Below are 18,370 nucleotides of genomic sequence, written 5' to 3'. Positions count from 1 at the left end.
AAAATGGCTGAATTAAAAGAAGTTTTTGTTCCTGATATCGGCGGCGATGAAGTGCAAGTGATCGAAATTTGTGTGGCTGTGGGTGATACCTTAGCTGCAGAAGAATCGATTCTTACCGTCGAAAGCGACAAGGCGACTATGGATATTCCAGCGCCTTTCGCCGGTGTTTTAGCCGAATTGAAAGTGGCTGTGGGCGATAAAGTATCTGAAGGTACTTTGATTGCTATGATGCAAGCGGCGGGCGCGGCAGCTGCCGCTCCGGCTCCAGTTGCAGCACCCGCTCAGGCGGCACCAGCATCTGCACCAGTTCAAGCGGCTCCTGCCCCTGTGGCTGCTGCTCCTGCTACGGGCGCAACCAAAGTGGTTGAAGTCACTGTGCCAGATATCGGTGGCGACACTGATGTATCGGTTATCGAAGTCCTGGTTGCTGTCGGTGACAAGATTGAAGTTGATAGCGGTTTAATTACCCTAGAAACAGACAAAGCGACGATGGACGTGCCATCACCTTTCGCGGGTGTGGTTAAAGACGTTAAAGTTGCGGTTGGCGATAAAGTGTCGCAAGGCTCTTTAGTCATCATGCTTGAAGTGGGCGGCGCTGCACCTGCTGTGGCTCCAAGCGTTAGCGCGGCAGCTGCAACTGTGGCTCAAGCTGCTCCTGCCGCTACGGTAGCGCCAGTGGCTACTGCACCAGCGGCAAGTGTGGTTGCGGTAAAAGAAATTCAAGTGCCGGATATTGGCGATGCCAGCAATGTCGATGTGATCGAAGTGCTTGTGTCTGTCGGTGATGAAATCACTGCCGACCAAGGTTTGATTACGCTTGAAACTGACAAAGCCACCATGGAAGTGCCAGCGCCATTTGCCGGTAAACTGCTGTCTTTGACTGTTAAAGTGGGTGACAAGGTTTCTCAAGGTAGCGTCATTGCGACGATTGAGACGACTTCTGTTGCAACAGTAAGTGCTCCAGCACCTGCTGCACAAGCGGCGGCTCCTGCTCCAGTGAGCGTGGTGCCCGTTGCAGCTCCAACACCAGCAAGCCGTCCTCCAGTACCCCATCACCCAAGCGCAGGTACACCTGTGTCTACTGGTGCGGTACATGCGTCTCCTGCTGTACGTCGTTTAGCCCGTGAGTTTGGTGTCGACTTGACCCAAGTGACAGGTTCTGGCCGTAAAGGTCGCATCATGAAAGAAGACGTACAGGCGTATGTTAAATACGAACTGTCGCGTCCGAAAGCGACTGCGGCAACTTCTGTTGGTTCAGGTAATGGCGGCGGTCTGCAAGTGATTGCAGCACCTAAAGTTGATTTCAGTAAGTTTGGTGAAGTGGAAGAGATTCCATTAAGCCGTATCCAGAAGATTTCTGGCCCTAACTTACACCGCAACTGGGTGACTATCCCTCACGTGACTCAGTTCGATGAAGCTGATATCACTGAAATGGAAGAGTTCCGCAAGCAGCAAAACGATGTAGCGGCGAAGAAAAAAGCCGATTACAAGATCACGCCTTTAGTGTTTATGCTGAAAGCTGTGGCTAAAACATTGCAACAGTTCCCTGTGTTCAACTCGAGCTTAAGCTCTGATGGCGAATCACTGATCCAGAAGAAGTATTTCCACATCGGTGTGGCGGTTGATACGCCAAACGGTTTGGTTGTGCCAGTCGTGCGTGACGTGGATAAGAAAGGCATTATCGAGTTATCTCGTGAACTGGCTGATATCTCTATCCGTGCCCGTGATGGCAAGCTGAAATCTGCTGATATGCAAGGTAGCTGTTTCACCATTTCAAGTTTAGGTGGTATTGGCGGTACGGCGTTTACGCCTATTGTGAACTACCCAGACGTGGCGATTTTAGGTGTGTCTAAATCTGAAATTAAGCCTAAGTGGAATGGTAAAGAGTTCGAACCTAAATTGATGTTGCCGCTGTCACTGTCATACGATCACCGCGTGATCGATGGTGCCATGGCTGCACGTTTTAGTGTGACGCTGTCAGGAATTCTGTCCGATATTCGTACTTTGGTTCTGTAAGCATATAAGGCTGCTCATCTTGAGCAGCCTTTTGTTTATTGTGATCAGTATCAAACACAGGTTAAAATGCGCCCACCTTACGCGCTGGCGCATTTTCGGTTGGCAGGATAGCTCCTCCAACGGATTGAATGAGAATTAGAGGAAAACATGAGTAACGAAATCAAAACTCAGGTAGTGGTATTAGGTGCAGGTCCTGCAGGTTATTCTGCGGCTTTCCGTGCTGCTGACTTAGGTCTGGAAACCATCATAGTTGAACGTTTTAGCACTTTAGGTGGCGTGTGTCTTAACGTGGGTTGTATCCCATCTAAAGCCTTACTGCACGTTGCTAAAGTTATCGAAGAAGCCAAAGCGGTTGCCGCTCACGGTGTGGTCTTCGGCGAGCCAACTATCGATTTAGATAAGTTACGTGGCTTTAAAGAAAAAGTCATTGGCCAATTAACTGGCGGATTGGGCGGCATGTCCAAAATGCGTAAAGTTAACGTGGTTAACGGTTTTGGTAAATTCACTGGCCCTAACACGCTAGAAGTGACTGCTGAAGATGGCACTGTGACTAAAGTGACTTTCGAGCAAGCGATCATTGCTGCGGGTTCTCGTCCAATCAAACTGCCATTTATTCCGCATGAAGATCCACGTATTTGGGATTCGACTGACGCATTAGAACTGAAAGAAGTTCCAGGCAAGTTGTTAGTGATGGGCGGCGGTATTATCGGTCTAGAAATGGGTACTGTGTACGCTTCTTTAGGCAGCCAAATCGACGTGGTTGAGATGTTCGACCAAGTGATCCCTGCGGCTGATAAAGATGTGGTTCGCGTATTTACTAAGCAAATCAAGAAGAAATTCAACCTGATCCTTGAAACTAAAGTCACAGCGGTCGAAGCCCGTGAAGACGGTATCTATGTTTCTATGGAAGGTAAGAGCGCGCCAACTGAAGCCGTTCGTTACGATGCCGTATTAGTGGCTATTGGCCGTGCACCTAATGGCAAGTCGTTAGATGCTGAAAAAGCAGGTGTTAACGTTGATGAGCGTGGCTTTATCAAGGTTGATAAGCAACTGCGTACTAACGTACCGCACATTTATGCTATCGGCGACATCGTTGGTCAACCAATGTTGGCTCACAAAGGCGTGCACGAAGGCCATGTAGCGGCTGAAGTTATCGCTGGCATGAAGCACTATTTCGATCCAAAAGTCATCCCATCAATTGCTTACACAGACCCTGAAGTAGCTTGGGTTGGTCTGACTGAGAAAGAAGCGAAAGAGCAAGGTATTGCTTACGAAACCGCAACTTTCCCATGGGCTGCAAGTGGTCGTGCGATTGCGTCAGATTGTTCTGAAGGTATGACTAAGCTGATTTTCGACAAAGACACTCACCGCGTGATCGGTGGTGCTATTGTGGGTGTTAACGGCGGCGAGCTGTTAGGCGAAATCGGTCTAGCGATTGAAATGGGTTGTGATGCTGAAGATTTAGCATTAACCATTCACGCTCACCCAACACTGCACGAATCAGTAGGCTTAGCGGCTGAAATGTACGAAGGTTCTATTACTGATTTGCCAAACCCAAAGGCAAAGAAAAAGTAATTTAGCTGTCGATTAAAAAAGCGCTCACTTGAGCGCTTTTTTATTGCCTGTATTTTTTTGTAACTTTTATGTAAACAAGCGGATGAATTGAAGGGATTGAGCTGTTACAGTACAGTTATACCCAAGCGACCTCAAAATACGAGTTTCAGAGCGCCCAGGGTGCTTCAATTCAAGGCGCATCAGTGAAAAAATGTGGCCACCTTTTGAATTGATGCAACACGGAAGTGGAGTGCCCTGGGTGCTCCGTCCCGGCGGGTTTTAACGCACTTTATGCGGTGTTGGCCATTTTTGACTTAGCCCACTAGGCCTGCAAATAGCCGTCTTGCCTAAAGTGCGTTAAATTCCCGCTGAATTCTGCATTTTGAGGTGGTTTGGGTATATGTATGAAGTAAGTTGTCACATGCAAACAAAAATAATTAGAACAATTCTGACATGTTTCATCCTTTCACTGATTAGCGTCCATTCGGCTTGGGCGGGCGGCTTTGTGCAGCGTGTTTTTACCGATAGAGACGGTTTAGCTGTCACTAGCATCCGAGGTTTAGCCTTAGATGACTATGGTTTTGTATGGGCAGCGACTGAGCAGGGCTTGTATCGGGTCAGTAATTCTAAGGTGCGGCGCATTGATAAAATTGGCACGGAATCACGGCTTGCGGATGACTTTTTAACGACAGTGGTGAACATCGACCGAGACAAGTTATTGGTCAGTACTAATGCCGCGATTTACCTTTACGATATAGTACAAAATCAATTTACCGCGTTTGGTTCTCCCTATCTATTCCCGCAGTTTCCAGGTGGTGCGCTGATATCGGCAGCCCGCAAGAATAGCAAAACATGGCGATTATTAATTGATAATGGTCAGATCTATGAGTTTTCCCCTTCAAAGTCAGAACTTCGCCTTATCACTCAATTAGCTGTTAATCGCGACCTTCCTTGGCGCAAGTTATTACTTATGCCCAATGGACACATGTTGGTTGCGGGGCAGTTGCAACTAGAGCTCCTCGATAACAAGGGCGAACGGCTGTTCCAATACCCTTGGACCGAATCTATGGGCAGTATTCTCGATATGTTGGAGGATACTCAACATAGGATCTGGATTGCGACAGGGCGTGGTGTTTATCAATTAGATCAAATCGCTCATCAAATTACACCTGTGCCAGAATTACCCGATTGGAGCACAGCGATCATTGAAGATGCTAAAGGGTATTTGTGGTTTGCCAGTCGTATTGGCTTGTTAAAATGGTCGCCTGAGACGCGGTTGATTGAGAATTATCAGCAAGAGTTGAAGGCTGAGGCCAACATGGAAACGCTGAAAGCCATGTTGTTTGATGATGCAGGCTTGATGTGGGTTGGAGGCTCTGGTGATGGATTGGCATTGTTAGCGTCACCGCCTGATTTCATTCTTGATACTTATGCGGCAGATGAACCCTATCAGCTGAGCGATGCCATGACTTGGTCTGTACATGCCAGTGATGAAGGGGTTTGGCTCGGTTCTTCCAGTGTAGATTTTGTTGCTAAGGGCAGTAAAAAAGCGGTTAACATTCCGATTGAGGGGTTTAATCCCCACGAAAGTATTTATGATATTAGTGAGTTTGAGGACCATTATTTACTGATCTCAACAACCAGTGGTCTTTTTGTTATTGATAAAGAGACCTTGCAAGGAAGTAGTTTTTCTAAATGGACTCACGGTCAGGATGACTTTAAAAATAAGCTCATATATAAAACTTATCGGGATCCCAAACTGAAAGGACGCGTCTGGATTGCGACTACCACGGGACTCTATTTTTGGGAAATGGGACTCTATGAGCCCCAGCCATTTGATATTGATAAGTCATCGAACGAATTTGATGGCCCCAAGCGGCCAGTGATCCGCACGATTTATCGTACCTCTGACGGTCGTCTTTGGGTTGGCGGTAAAAAAGTCTTTGGTTACATAGACAGTCAAAACGAGTTTCATGATCAACGGCACTTATTTAATGCTTTTGCGGCACAACCAACGATTAGCCATATTGAAGAAATGTCCCCGGGAATTATCTGGTTTGGTTCTTATGAAAAAGGTTTGTTTGAATATCAGCAGCAGGCGGAATCGTTAGTTTCACTGACTTCCGAATGGCAATTAAATTGTAGTTCAGTGTTTTTTATTCAAAAGACCCCTAAGTCAAATCTTGTGGGTTGTGCTGATTCTTTGATTCGTCAGGATATTCAAACTGGCAATATCGCCATGTTTAATCAACTCGATGGTTTGATTTCCGATGAAATGAACGAGGGCGCTTATTTTTATTCGCCAAAAACAGGCTTTTACTTAGGAACACCTGAAGGTGTGATGCGACTCGATGTCAATAGGCTGGTCAATCGTATAACCGATGACCATGTGATGCTTGAATCTGTCTCTGTGTACTATAACAACACGACAGAAGTATCCTTGTTGCCGCGTAACCTGATGACCATCAAACCCGATGCGAATATGGTGAGTTTTCAAATCACTAACTTAGATTACCTCGATGATTCGCCAATTCAATTTAAATACCGATTACGTTATCAGGATGAAGATAGCCATTACGTCTTGTTGCAGGGGGAATCTCAGATCAACCTCGCAGGATTAGCGGCGGGTGGCTATGTGTTAGATATTTTGAGTCAAGTTAATGGGATATGGTCAGATAAGCCGTTCTCTTATCCTTTTTATGTTGAGCAGCATTGGTGGTTATCCCAAGGTTTTAAAGGCATTTTGCTGCTGTTATTTTCAATTATTGCTTTAAGTCTTGCTTGGTATCGACAACGACAGATCAATACCTTTAAGCAGATGAATCTGGCATTAACGGAGAGTGAGGACAGGTTAAGGCAGTCTTTGCGCGGCAGTGACTCAGATCTCTGGGAGTGGCATAAAAATACTCAGGCATTTCACCTTGATAATCGCGGTTCGGTGCTTGGTACGCATGCCAATGAGATTGTGGTGAGCTTAGAGGATTTGCCTGTGCATCCGCAGGATAGGGAGAAAGCTCTCGCTCAGTGGGATAACATGATGGCGGGTGAGATTGACCGATTCGAGGCCGAATATCGCTATCAGCGTAAGGACGGTAATTGGGGGTGGCTGAGGGTTAGAGGGCGGCCAGTTGCTCGCAATAAGCACTCAAATGAAATTGAACGGGTCGCGGGTATTTATAGCGATATTACTGTGCAACGCCAGCTAGAAGATGAAATTAATTTATTGGCGAAAGCGTTTGGCAATACCTCTGAAGGTGTGTTGATTTTAGATGTCGAAGGCGGTATTCGCGTTGCTAATTACGCTGCGCAACAAATTATTGGTATAGATTCTGACGACTTAGTTGGGCAACCATTTGCACAATTCGTACAGATGAATGACGGATTAGCATCGGAGATTAAGCAACTTCTCCGTGATAGTCAGTCTTGGACCGGAGAGCGGGAGTTAATCCGCGCCAATCAGCAACTCTGTCCAGTGTGGCTAAACGTGTCGGTGATGCAAAGCATTAACGGGAAAGTAACCCACTATGTGGTGGTATTTTCTGATATTACGGAGCGTAAACGTACTGAAGCCGATTTACGCCGTTTGGCTAATTACGATGTGCTTACTGGGTTGCCAAATCGCTCCTTATTTTCTAGCCGTCTATTACAGTCGATTCAAGCTGCGCAACAAACAGGTGAGAAACTGGCGCTACTGTTTTTAGATCTCGATAGATTTAAGCATGTTAATGATTCCTATGGTCATAGCATGGGCGATGCACTGCTGGTCGAAGCATCAAGCCGACTGCAATCTTGTATTTCCAGCGAGCATTTACTCTGTCGTTTTGGTGGCGATGAATTTGTGATTTTACTCCGCAATGCAAACAGCATTGACGATATTAACCATGTCGCCGAGCGCCTGTTGGAGCAAATTGTCGCGCCTTTTAAGTTGTATGGTCGGGAATTTTATATTTCGACCAGTATAGGCATCAGTATTTGGCCCGACGATGCGGTGCAGCCTGAGGCTTTTATCAAGAATGCCGATCTTGCTATGTACCATGCCAAAGAAGAAGGGCGAGGCAATTTTCAATATTATTCCTCGGAGCGTAATGCTCAAGCCCTCTATCATTTACGGCTTGAAGCCGATTTACGCAAAGCTATAGAGCGGCAAGAGTTCGAGCTTTATTACCAGCCGCAAATTGATATTTTGCGTAATGATAAGCTCATAGGAATGGAGGCATTAATTCGCTGGAAACATCCGCAAGACGGCTTTATTCGCCCCGATATTTTCATTAAAGTTGCTGAGGCTTGCGGTTTAATTGTTGATATTGACCGCTGGGTATTAAGACAAGCCTGTGTGCAGGGGGCCAATTGGACTAAGCGCTATGGCTCGGGCTTTAAGTTGTCGGTTAATATTTCGGCGGTGCATTTTAGGCAGCCAGATTTTATTGAAGATATCCAAAGAATTTTACAAGAAACCCAAATGCCAACTGCATCTTTAGGATTAGAAATCACCGAAGGCGTATTGATGAAGGAGTTGCATGTCGCTAAAGACCATCTGACTCGATTGAAATCTTTGGGGATCGAGGTTGCCATCGATGACTTTGGTACTGGGTATTCTTCACTGGCTTATTTGCGTAATTTTGAAGTCAATACCCTAAAAATTGATCGCTCCTTTTTAATTGATATCGCCACTAATACCGCAGATCAGGCGATTGTGAGCAGTATTATTGAATTAGCCCGTAACCTTAAATTAAATGTGGTTGCTGAAGGGATTGAGACGGTTGAGCAGTTAGAGCAAGTCTTTAGCCGTGGCTGTTATATTATTCAAGGGTATTATTTTGCTAAACCTATGTGCGTTGATGATTTTGAGCGCTATTTAGAGACAGATAACAAAATCGTCTCTATTGATCATTAAGCTAGAAACATAGTCTATTATTGGCTCGCGAATACTTAATATTTGTACCGCTGATGGGCAATCGTCTGCACGATATAAGCCAGTGAGCTTGAGATGTAAACGTTATCGTCTTCAGTGGTGATGGATATTTTGTTTAGCGGTTTATTCAATTAAACTTCATCTGTTTGTATAAAGAGTACACAAACTTATCACTAGTCGGTCCAGATAAAATATGACTGACGGTTAAATCGATAAGTTTGTTAATATAACTCGGATTTTTATCCCATAAAAAGTAGCCTCACATGATGCGTCAACTACTCGCTTCTATTATTTTGTGTTTGTGTGTTACCCCGTCTTTGGCTGCAGAGCGCCTTAAAATTGGTGTCGTACTAAGTGGTGGTGGTGCTAAAGGCGCTGCTCACGTGGGCGTGCTCAAAATATTAGAAGAACATAACATCCCAGTCGATTACATCGCGGGCACCAGCATAGGTGCCTATGTCGCTGGCATGTATTCACTGGGTTACAGTGCGAGTGAAGTGGAAGCTATCATGATGGGGGTCAACTGGGACAGTGGTTACTCGGACACCATACCGCGCAATATTTTGAGTTACAGGGATAAACAGTTACGCGACCGTTACAATATTCCGTTAAACATTGGCTATAACGAAGGCCAAGTGAGGGCGCCAAGTGGTCTGCTACGTGGACAGACTATGTCGCAACTTTTACGTCAGTCGACGGATCTGGTGCAGCAATTTGGTCATTTTGATGATTTAGCCATTCCCTACCGAGCGGTTGCAACCGACTTAGAAACTAGCTTACCTGTGGTTATTAGTCACGGCAGTATGGTTAAAGCCATGCAAGCGTCTGCAACTGTACCTGGTGCACTTCAGCCCGCACAAATTGAAGGCAAGTTATTGGTCGATGGTGGTATTGCTAATAACATGCCCGTCGATGTGGTTAAGGCCATGGGAGCCGATATTATTATCGCCGTCGATATTGGCTCGCCTCTGGTTAAAAAAGATAAATTAGACAGTACTATCGCAGTGCTTGATCAGCTCTCTAATTTTTTGACCAATGCCAGCACTGAAAAACAAAAACAATTACTGACAGATAAAGATGTATTGATCCGACCCGCGATTGACGCCCTCAGCACCACTGATTTCACTATTATGCCGCTAGCATTAACCCTTGGAAAAGAAGCCGCTAATGGTCAGCTTTATAAGTTGAGCAGTATGAGCGTGTGCCCCGAGGAATATGCCGCCTACGTCGAGGCTAAAAAAGCCAAAGGTAAATTATTAATGGCGGATGTACGTCATCCCATTAATGAAATCGTATTTGAAAACCAATCTAAGGTGAGTTTGAATCTCTTGACGGAAACCTTGAATATTAAACCTGGGCAAGCTGTATCTAAAGACGAGCTTAATGAGGCGTTAAAGCGTATTTACTCCCTCAATAAATTTGAACGTGTCGATGCTGAATTTGTAGAAGGTGAGGATGGCCGCATACTCACTGTCACTACTAAGGCTAAGTCTTGGGGGCCGAATTATTTCCAACTGGGCTTTAATTGGGAGGATGACTTTAATTCAGAATCTGCCATCAGTTTTGATATGGCTTATACCATGACCGATTTGACCTTTAATGGTGGCGAGTGGCGCAATGAGGTCAAACTCGGCATTGAAAAGTTGTTTGCAACTGAGTTTTATCAGCCTTTAGACAGGGACCAACAGTTCTTTAGCCGTGCCCGCTATCAATACGATACCCGTGATTGGGACTTATACGATAATAACAGTCGTATCTTAACCTTCGACAAGAAAACCCATACGATTGAATTAGGCATAGGTTATAACTACACCTTACAAGGGATGATTGAGTTAGGCTTAGTCGCAGAGAAGGGGTCGATAGTCAATGATGTTTGGTTAACGCAGGACTTAGATTTTAGTTCCTATGGTGCTTACTTTAGGTTCGGTTACGATAGCTTAGATAGCATTAGCTTTCCAACATCAGGTAATCGCGTAACCTTAAACGTCTACGTGCGTAATGAAGATTTCAATGACAGTATCGACGATAATCAAAACCAATTTAGCGTGCAAATAGAGGCCGACTGGAAAGGTGCCTTGAGTGTCGGTAACCACGCTTTTGTTGGTAAGGCATCGATTGCTACCAACAATAATGATGGTGTCAATACGCTGCATTTATCCGAATTGGGAGGATTCTTAAACCTGTCTGGTTACCATAAAGACTCAATTATGGGCGCACATAAAGTGTTTGGGGCCTTTATTTATCAATATGATCTCGGGCGTGATGCGCTAGGCATGACAGATTATCCTCTATACCTAGGTTGGAGCTTAGAGGCGGGAAATGTCTGGGACGAGCGTACTGACGTCACCTTGACCGATCTGATTTATGCATCGAGTCTTTATATCGGTACAGATACTTCCATGGGACCTGCGGCACTTGGTTTTGGGATCACAGATCTTGGCGATAAGTCTTTCTATTTATTTGTGGGTAAAAACTTCTAGTTTGATATTTGTGTAAAGAACTTAAGGGCATGACTGAGGTTGTGCCCTTACTTTTTGGTCGATGGAAAAACTATAAGCGTCATCCCTATGGAAGTTCTCTTGCCGAAATAGCTAAGAGTGTCGCTAAAGTGTCATATCCTTTTACAAAATCTTACTACTGTGAGGCGTGCCAAGATGCTAAGGTTTTGCGGGAAAAATAATAACTCTCAACGGAAGCTGGGGAAAACAATGAAGAAGATAAGCACACTGGCACTGAGTATCGCCTTGAGTTTAGGTTTAGCGGCTTGTAGTACTGAGCCTAAAACTGAAGCCGTCGCGGTGTCTGGCATTGAATTGCAAAACTTTGATGCCTCAGTCCGCCATCAAGATGATTTCTATTACAGCGTTAATGGAAAATGGTTGGCAAATACGCCTATTCCAGCTGACAAATCTAACTATGGCGCGTTTTCTGTGTTGTACGACCAAAGCCAAGATGCATTGAAGAAAATTATCGACGAAGCGGCCGCTAAAAAGAATCCTGCTGCAGGCTCGAATGAGCAGAAAATCGGTGATTTCAATGCCAGTTTCATGAATACCGATTTGCTTGAAACATTAGGTGTTACTCCGCTTAAGCCATTGCTGGCCGATATCGCTGGCGCAAAAACACACGCTGACTTACCCGCTGTTATGGGCAAATTACTGACGACGGGTTCTGGTATTCCTTTTGGTTTTTACGTCAATAATGACGCTAAAAACTCAACTCAGTATGCGGTGTATTTAAGCCAGTCGGGCCTTACGTTGCCTGACCGCGATTATTACCTTAAAGATGATCCTAAGTTTGCCGCTAATCGCCAAGCCATGGCCAAGTATGTGACAGACATACTGACCGAAGCAGGTTACAAGGACGCTAAACGTGCGGCTAAAAACGTCGCTGATATCGAAATGATGATCGCTAAAAGTCAGTGGAGCCGAGTTGAATCCCGTGATGCCAACAAGGCATACAACAAGTTAGATCGTGCTGAACTGCAAAAGTTAACCGGTCAATTCGATTTTAATGCCTTTGCTGCGAGTGCGGGCTTAGGCGATAAAGTGACTGAAGTGATCGTGCGTCAGCCCTCTTATTTTGAAAAACTCGGCACCAGTTTCGAGACATTCCCAGTATCGGCTTGGCAGGATTATCTTGCGTTCCACTTAGTGGATAGCTACGCCGAGTTACTGAGTAAAAACTTTGTTGATTTGAACTTTGCCTTTAAGAGCAAAACCTTAATGGGTATCGAAGAGCAGCAGCCACGCTGGAAAAAAGCAGTTGATGGCGCCGACCAAGTGATTGGTGAGTTAGTGGGTGAAGAGTACGTTAAGCAATACTTCAAGCCAGAAGCTAAAGCACGCATGGAAACCATGATCAAAAACTTGATCAAAGGTTTTGAAGTCAGCATTAATGAACTTGAGTGGATGACGCCAGAAACCAAAATTGCCGCTCAAGAAAAACTGGCTAAATTTACCTACAAAATTGGCTATCCAGATAAATGGAAAGATTACTCAGGTTTAGATATTAAGGCTGACGAGTTAGTGGGTAACTACATGCGTTACGCTCAGTTTGAATATCAAGACATGATCAACAAGCTAGGCAAGCCAATTGATCGTACCGAATGGGGCATGACACCACAAACGGTGAATGCTTATTACAGTCCAGTGAAAAACGAAATTGTGTTCCCTGCAGCGATTCTGCAACCGCCATTCTTTAATATGGATGCCGATGATGCCGTTAACTACGGTGGTATAGGTGCAGTGATCGGCCATGAAATTAGCCATGGTTTTGATGACCAAGGCGCTAAATACGATGGTGATGGCAACCTGCGTGATTGGTGGTCAGATAAAGACAGAGAAGAGTTCCAAAAACGCGGTAAGCAGTTGTCTGCCCAATACTCAGGTTATGAGGCAATGCCCGGCAAGTTTGTTAACGGTGATTTGACCTTAGGGGAAAACATCGGCGACTTAGGTGGTTTAACCGTAGCGGCACGTTCGTATTTGATGAGCCTTAACGGCAAACCTGCACCTGTGCTCGATGGTTTAACGGGCGAGCAACGCTTCTTTGTGGGTTGGTCGCAAGTATGGCGCCGTAATTACCGTGATGAAGAGCTGAGCCGTCGTTTGCTGACAGATCCGCATTCACCGAGCCATTATCGTGCCATGGGTACGCCACGTAACGTGGAAGCCTTCTATAAGGCCTTCGATATGAAAGAAGGCGATAAAATGTATTTAACACCAGATGAGCGTGTGAAAATTTGGTAATACATTCATTAGATTGAAATAAGAAAAGCCAGACAATGTCTGGCTTTTTTATTGATGACCATAATCTAGGATTCTGCTGATTAATGCCCGTAACCTAAGGATTCAATTTTTGTGACTTTATTATCAGTGGCATACAGGCGACGCATTAAGCGTGTTGGTCCAAAGTCATAGGTCCATTCTTGATACTCAGTTGGCAACTTGCTGGGATCGATCACCCTGTCTCCGTTAGCGTTGAGATAAGTCGCGGGCAGACTGTATTCTCGAATATCACTGGGCGAGCCGCATTTATCCTGCACAGTCGTTAAAGTATCGCCCGTATTGATCACTTGTTGTTTACAGTGCATGGTTTCACCTGCGCTAGCGGGTAAACAGGTGGACATGAGCATTAAGGCCATGGGCAGTATTAAGGACTGGTACTTCACATTGAATTCCTTCTGGTGCATACACCATTCTGTCATTTATCCGTAGGGCAAAGACTAAGCTTATCCGCCCTGCAGAAACTCGGTGTGTTGTGACGTTATTTTGCCAAAATTGTTGTTAATGCCAACAAACTCTCGGCCTGATGATGGGCGATAATCCACTTAGCATCGCCTCTTTGTTCTGGCGCAGGGATCGCGACCGTTTGCATGTTGGCTGCTCTTGCGGCAATTAAGCCGTTAAAGGAATCTTCGATGGCAAGACAACAACGGGGATCAACATCTAACGCCTTAGCGCAATTCAAATAAACTTCTGGGTGGGGTTTGCCATAGGTGAGTCCCTCGGCCGATTGTACTGCCATAAATTTATCACTGAGTCCTAGCTTAGAAAGAACTGCCTCAATAATAGTGTAGAACGACGAGGTCGCTAAGCCGATTTTAAGGCCAAGCGCTTGGCAGTGATCAATCGCTTCGTGGACGCCCAGCATAGCTTCGCCGCTAACCAGAATTTCATTTGCAACTTTATCAACAATCGTTTGGCTGACCTTGGCATTATCATAGTGTGGCCAAGGTGCCTTGTGGTACCAATAATCGACGCATTGATCGATGCGTAAGCCCGTGGTTTGTTGAATCGTTTCTATCGTCACTGGCACGCCGAGTGCGTATAACACTTCATACTCGACTCGCTGCCATAGGGGTTCTGAATCGATTAAAACGCCATCCATATCAAAAATAACGGCTTGAATGCTAAGGGATGTCATTGGTACTCCGATGGACTAAGGAAATAACTGAGATATGCAGTAAATTAAGCCTGAGTGTAAGTTCTCGCACTGCATCTTAAAAGCCAAAATGCAGCAAGATGAGAAAAATTTATACCTATTTGCTCTCTGGCACGGAAAATTGCTTGTTCGATTTAAAATTAATGAAACATTGTTAACTATTTGTAGTGTATGGTTTTTTGTCTGTTTTCAAACTATTGTCTAATTTCACTTGTTTTAATCTTCCCGTAAGTTGGCATTCGCCGCCGGATTTAGTCCTTATTTCGCTTTTTGCCGAGTGTGACCTGATTCATACTTTTGCAAAGCTGTAGTATACTGCAGGCCGGAAATACGGGTCGATCATGTCGGACTGTCAGCTTCAATTAAGAAGACGTGCAGTTTCGTTGTTAGAGCGCCAAACAAAGAGGAATGTTGCCGTGCTAGAAGCATATCGTAAACACGTCGCAGAACGTGCTGCAGAGGGCGTAGTCCCTAAGCCATTAGATGCACATCAAGTGGCTGAACTGGTTAAGTTAGTTCAAAATCCACCCGCAGGTGAAGAGGCTTTCGTTCTCGACCTGCTTGAAAATCGAATTCCCCCAGGTGTTGATGAAGCTGCTTATGTTAAAGCTGCTTTTTTAGATGCGGTTGCCAAAGGCACTGAAAAATCACCGATTCTGTCTGCTGAGCGTGCTACTGAGTTATTAGGCACAATGCAAGGCGGCTACAACATCGAACCTCTGATCGCGCAGCTGGATAATCCAGCGTTAGCACCTTTAGCCGTTAAAGCGCTATCTCACACTCTGCTGATGTTTGATTCTTTCCACGATGTGGTTGAGAAGATGGAAGCGGGCAATGAGTTTGCTAAGCAAGTGGTTGAAGCGTGGGCGAATGCAGATTGGTATTTAAGCCGTCCAAAACTGGCCGACAAAGTCACTCTGACAGTATTTAAAGTTTCTGGTGAAACCAACACCGATGACTTGTCACCTGCACCAGATGCATGGTCACGTCCTGATATCCCATTGCACGCGTTAGCTATGCTGAAAAACGCCCGTGATGGTATCGAGCCTGATGTTGCTGGCGCCGTTGGCCCAGTGAAAAAAATCGAAGCATTAAAAGCACAAGGTCATCCATTAGTATATGTGGGTGACGTTGTGGGTACGGGTTCATCACGTAAATCTGCGACTAACTCAGTACTGTGGTTTATGGGCGATGATATTCCATTCGTACCCAACAAGCGCGCGGGTGGTTTCTGCCTTGGCGGTAAAATTGCACCGATTTTCTTCAACACTATGGAAGATGCGGGCGCACTGCCAATCGAGCTTGACGTAAACAAGATGGAAATGGGCGATGTGATTGACATCTACCCATACGCCGGTGTGGTTAAGCGTCACGATAGCGACGAAGTGATTTCAGAATTCAGCTTAAAAACTGAAGTCTTGTTAGACGAAGTTCGTGCTGGTGGTCGTATTCCATTGATCATCGGTCGTGGTTTAACTGACAAAGCCCGTGACGTATTAGGCTTAGGGTTATCTGACGTCTTTGTACGTTCTCAAGATGTCGCTGATACCGGTAAAGGTTATACACTTGCGCAGAAGATGGTCGGTAAAGCTTGTGGCGTAGCGGGTGTGCGTCCTGGTCAATACTGCGAACCTAAGATGACCTCTGTTGGTTCACAAGATACCACTGGTCCTATGACCCGTGATGAGCTGAAAGATTTAGCTTGTTTAGGTTTCAGTGCTGATTTGACTATGCAGTCATTCTGTCACACTGCGGCTTATCCAAAGCCAGTGGATGTGAACACACATCATACTCTGCCAGATTTCATCATGAATCGCGGCGGTGTATCACTGCGTCCAGGTGATGGTGTTATCCACTCGTGGTTAAACCGTATGCTGCTACCAGATACCGTTGGTACGGGTGGTGACTCACATACGCGTTTCCCAATAGGTATTTCATTCCCTGCGGGTTCTGGCTTAGTAGCGTTTGCTGCTGCGACTGGCGTTATGCCACTCGATATGCCTGAATCCGTATTAGTGCGCTTCAAGGGCAAAATGCAACCGGGTATCACACTGCGTGATCTGGTTCATGCTATCCCATTAAAAGCCATTGAACTGGGCATGCTGACCGTTGAGAAGAAAGGTAAAGTAAACATCTTCTCTGGTCGCGTACTGGAAATCGAAGGTCTTGAAACCTTGAAAGTTGAACAAGCTTTCGAACTGTCTGATGCTTCAGCTGAGCGCTCTGCTGCCGGTTGTACCATCAAGTTAGACAAAGAACCTATCATTGAATACCTGAACTCAAACATTATCATGCTCAAGTGGATGATCGCTGAAGGTTATGGCGATCGTCGTACGATTGAACGTCGTATCAAAGGCATGCAAGAGTGGTTAGCCAATCCTGAGCTGATGAGCGCCGATAAAGATGCTGAGTATGCTGCAGTAATCGAAATCGACTTAAATGACATCAAAGAGCCAATCCTGTGTGCGCCAAACGATCCTGATGATGCCGTTTTACTGTCATCTGTTGCACAAACTAAGATTGACGAAGTGTTCGTAGGTTCTTGTATGACCAACATCGGTCACTTCCGCGCAACCGGTAAGATGCTAGACAAGTTTGCTAAAACCCTGCCAACACGTCTGTGGATTGCACCACCGACTAAGATGGATAGAGATCAGCTGACTGAAGAAGGCTACTACGCGATTTTTGGTCGTGTAGGCGCGCGCATCGAGATCCCAGGTTGTTCACTGTGTATGGGTAACCAAGCACGTGTAGCTGAAGGTTCAACTGTGGTATCGACTTCTACCCGTAACTTCCCTAACCGTTTAGGTACAGGTGCTAACGTTTACTTAGCCTCTGCTGAACTGGCTGCGGTTGCTGCGCTGTTAGGTCGTCTGCCGTCACCTGAAGAATATCAAGAATACGCTAAAGAGTTAGACGCAACTGCAGCTGACACATACCGTTACTTGAACTTTGATCAAATCGAGTCTTACACAAAAAAAGCATCGGAAGTGATCTTCCAGACAGCTGTGTAATCGATTGCCGTTAAGGTAACTTGATGTAAAAAGCCAGCGTAAGCTGGCTTTTTTGTGGGTTTGTTTTATTTCTACATCTATATGCACCAATGAACCCTATCATAGTCATGCTTTAGTTCTTACATCACAAACTCGCTACTTACTAATGGTCACGCGTTGTCGCTATTAAAACAAATCCATTTAAGCCGATCCGTAGGTCAATCACACGCTTAGCCTCGTTTAATCTTCATTTTAAAAGACGAAAGTCTTCTATTTTTATAACTACTAACAAATCATCTGATGGCTTTTGGCTATACATAATGCGAAACAAAGGCGTAGTCTTGACTGAATTGTGGATAACTTTGGGGGTAAGTGGTGGGTATGGTGTGGCTAGATTAGATAATTAGCATTAACTGCAAATTTCCTTAAAATAGGGGTTGCACAAAATCCTCTGCTGCCTATAATGCGCATCCACTGACACGGCAGACAGCGTTAAGCAGCCTAGTGTGACAGTTCATTGATGAGTTTACTGATTGATGAGTGTTGAGAAAGTTTGCAAAAACTCCTTGACGCGAAACGGGAAATGCGTAGAATACGCAGCCCTAGCCAACTGGAAGCGTTCGACGCTCAGTGTGGTACTCACCTTCTCTTATGAGGTTGAGTTGCTCTTTAACAAGATAAAACAAGAAATCTGTGTGAGCACTCACAGGTGTTGAGTTAATCGAAACTGCTTAACCTTCGGGTTGGCAGTCAAAAATTTAAATCAATGTAACAATGAGTGTTCATAGTAATATGTACAGTTTGTTTCTTTAGTTAGAAACAAAAAATCAGAATTCATTGAGCCGCTGAAGTCGCAAGACGGAAGCAACAAAACTTTAATTGAAGAGTTTGATCATGGCTCAGATTGAACGCTGGCGGCAGGCCTAACACATGCAAGTCGAGCGGCAGC

The 18,370-nt window shown here is 45.2% G+C and carries 8 protein-coding genes and 1 rRNA gene; 7 read left to right on the top strand and 2 right to left on the bottom strand.

Features of this window, described 5'->3' with window-relative positions:
• The first annotated feature begins 3 nt into the window (after nucleotides 1-3).
• The 5 genes from aceF to L5M51_RS19025 all read left to right on the top strand — a co-directional run bounded on the left by aceF (nucleotide 4) and on the right by L5M51_RS19025 (nucleotide 13,233).
• Nucleotides 4-2,016, top strand: a complete 2,013-nt coding sequence (gene aceF, locus L5M51_RS19045; protein ID WP_263174145.1) for a dihydrolipoyllysine-residue acetyltransferase — start codon at nucleotides 4-6, stop codon at nucleotides 2,014-2,016.
• A gap of 147 nt (nucleotides 2,017-2,163) precedes the next feature.
• A complete protein-coding gene (gene lpdA / locus L5M51_RS19040) occupies nucleotides 2,164-3,591 on the top strand; it encodes a dihydrolipoyl dehydrogenase (protein ID WP_105250398.1) in 1,428 nt (475 codons plus the stop codon).
• A 379-nt stretch (nucleotides 3,592-3,970) separates the two neighbouring features.
• A complete protein-coding gene (locus L5M51_RS19035) occupies nucleotides 3,971-8,464 on the top strand; it encodes an EAL domain-containing protein (RefSeq protein WP_263148185.1) in 4,494 nt (1,497 codons plus the stop codon).
• A 281-nt stretch (nucleotides 8,465-8,745) separates the two neighbouring features.
• Complete coding sequence (locus L5M51_RS19030; protein ID WP_263174144.1) at nucleotides 8,746-10,962, top strand: patatin-like phospholipase family protein; 2,217 nt, start codon at nucleotides 8,746-8,748, stop codon at nucleotides 10,960-10,962.
• 228 nt (nucleotides 10,963-11,190) lie between these two features.
• Nucleotides 11,191-13,233, top strand: a complete 2,043-nt coding sequence (locus L5M51_RS19025; RefSeq protein ID WP_263148183.1) for a M13 family metallopeptidase — start codon at nucleotides 11,191-11,193, stop codon at nucleotides 13,231-13,233.
• A gap of 80 nt (nucleotides 13,234-13,313) precedes the next feature.
• Here the strand turns inward: L5M51_RS19025 and L5M51_RS19020 are convergent, their stop codons facing one another.
• Nucleotides 13,314-13,655 (bottom strand): DUF2845 domain-containing protein, encoded by a 342-nt coding sequence (locus tag L5M51_RS19020; RefSeq protein WP_131523423.1) that lies wholly within the window; start codon nucleotides 13,653-13,655, stop codon nucleotides 13,314-13,316.
• 95 nt (nucleotides 13,656-13,750) lie between these two features.
• The gene (gene hxpB / locus L5M51_RS19015) at nucleotides 13,751-14,410 is read right to left on the bottom strand and encodes a hexitol phosphatase HxpB (RefSeq protein ID WP_263148181.1); all 660 of its coding nucleotides are present in this window, start codon (nucleotides 14,408-14,410) and stop codon (nucleotides 13,751-13,753) included.
• A 434-nt stretch (nucleotides 14,411-14,844) separates the two neighbouring features.
• Here hxpB and acnB point away from each other — a divergent pair, with 434 nt between their 5' ends.
• The gene (gene acnB, locus L5M51_RS19010; RefSeq protein WP_105250395.1) at nucleotides 14,845-17,442 is read left to right on the top strand and encodes a bifunctional aconitate hydratase 2/2-methylisocitrate dehydratase; all 2,598 of its coding nucleotides are present in this window, start codon (nucleotides 14,845-14,847) and stop codon (nucleotides 17,440-17,442) included.
• A gap of 855 nt (nucleotides 17,443-18,297) precedes the next feature.
• Nucleotides 18,298-18,370 (top strand): 16S ribosomal RNA (locus L5M51_RS19005); the annotation flags it as partial.

Source organism: Shewanella sp. SM73 (assembly GCF_025653795.1).
Taxonomy (GTDB): Bacteria; Pseudomonadota; Gammaproteobacteria; order Enterobacterales; family Shewanellaceae; genus Shewanella; species Shewanella oncorhynchi.
This window is presented reverse-complemented; position numbering and strand designations above follow the sequence as displayed.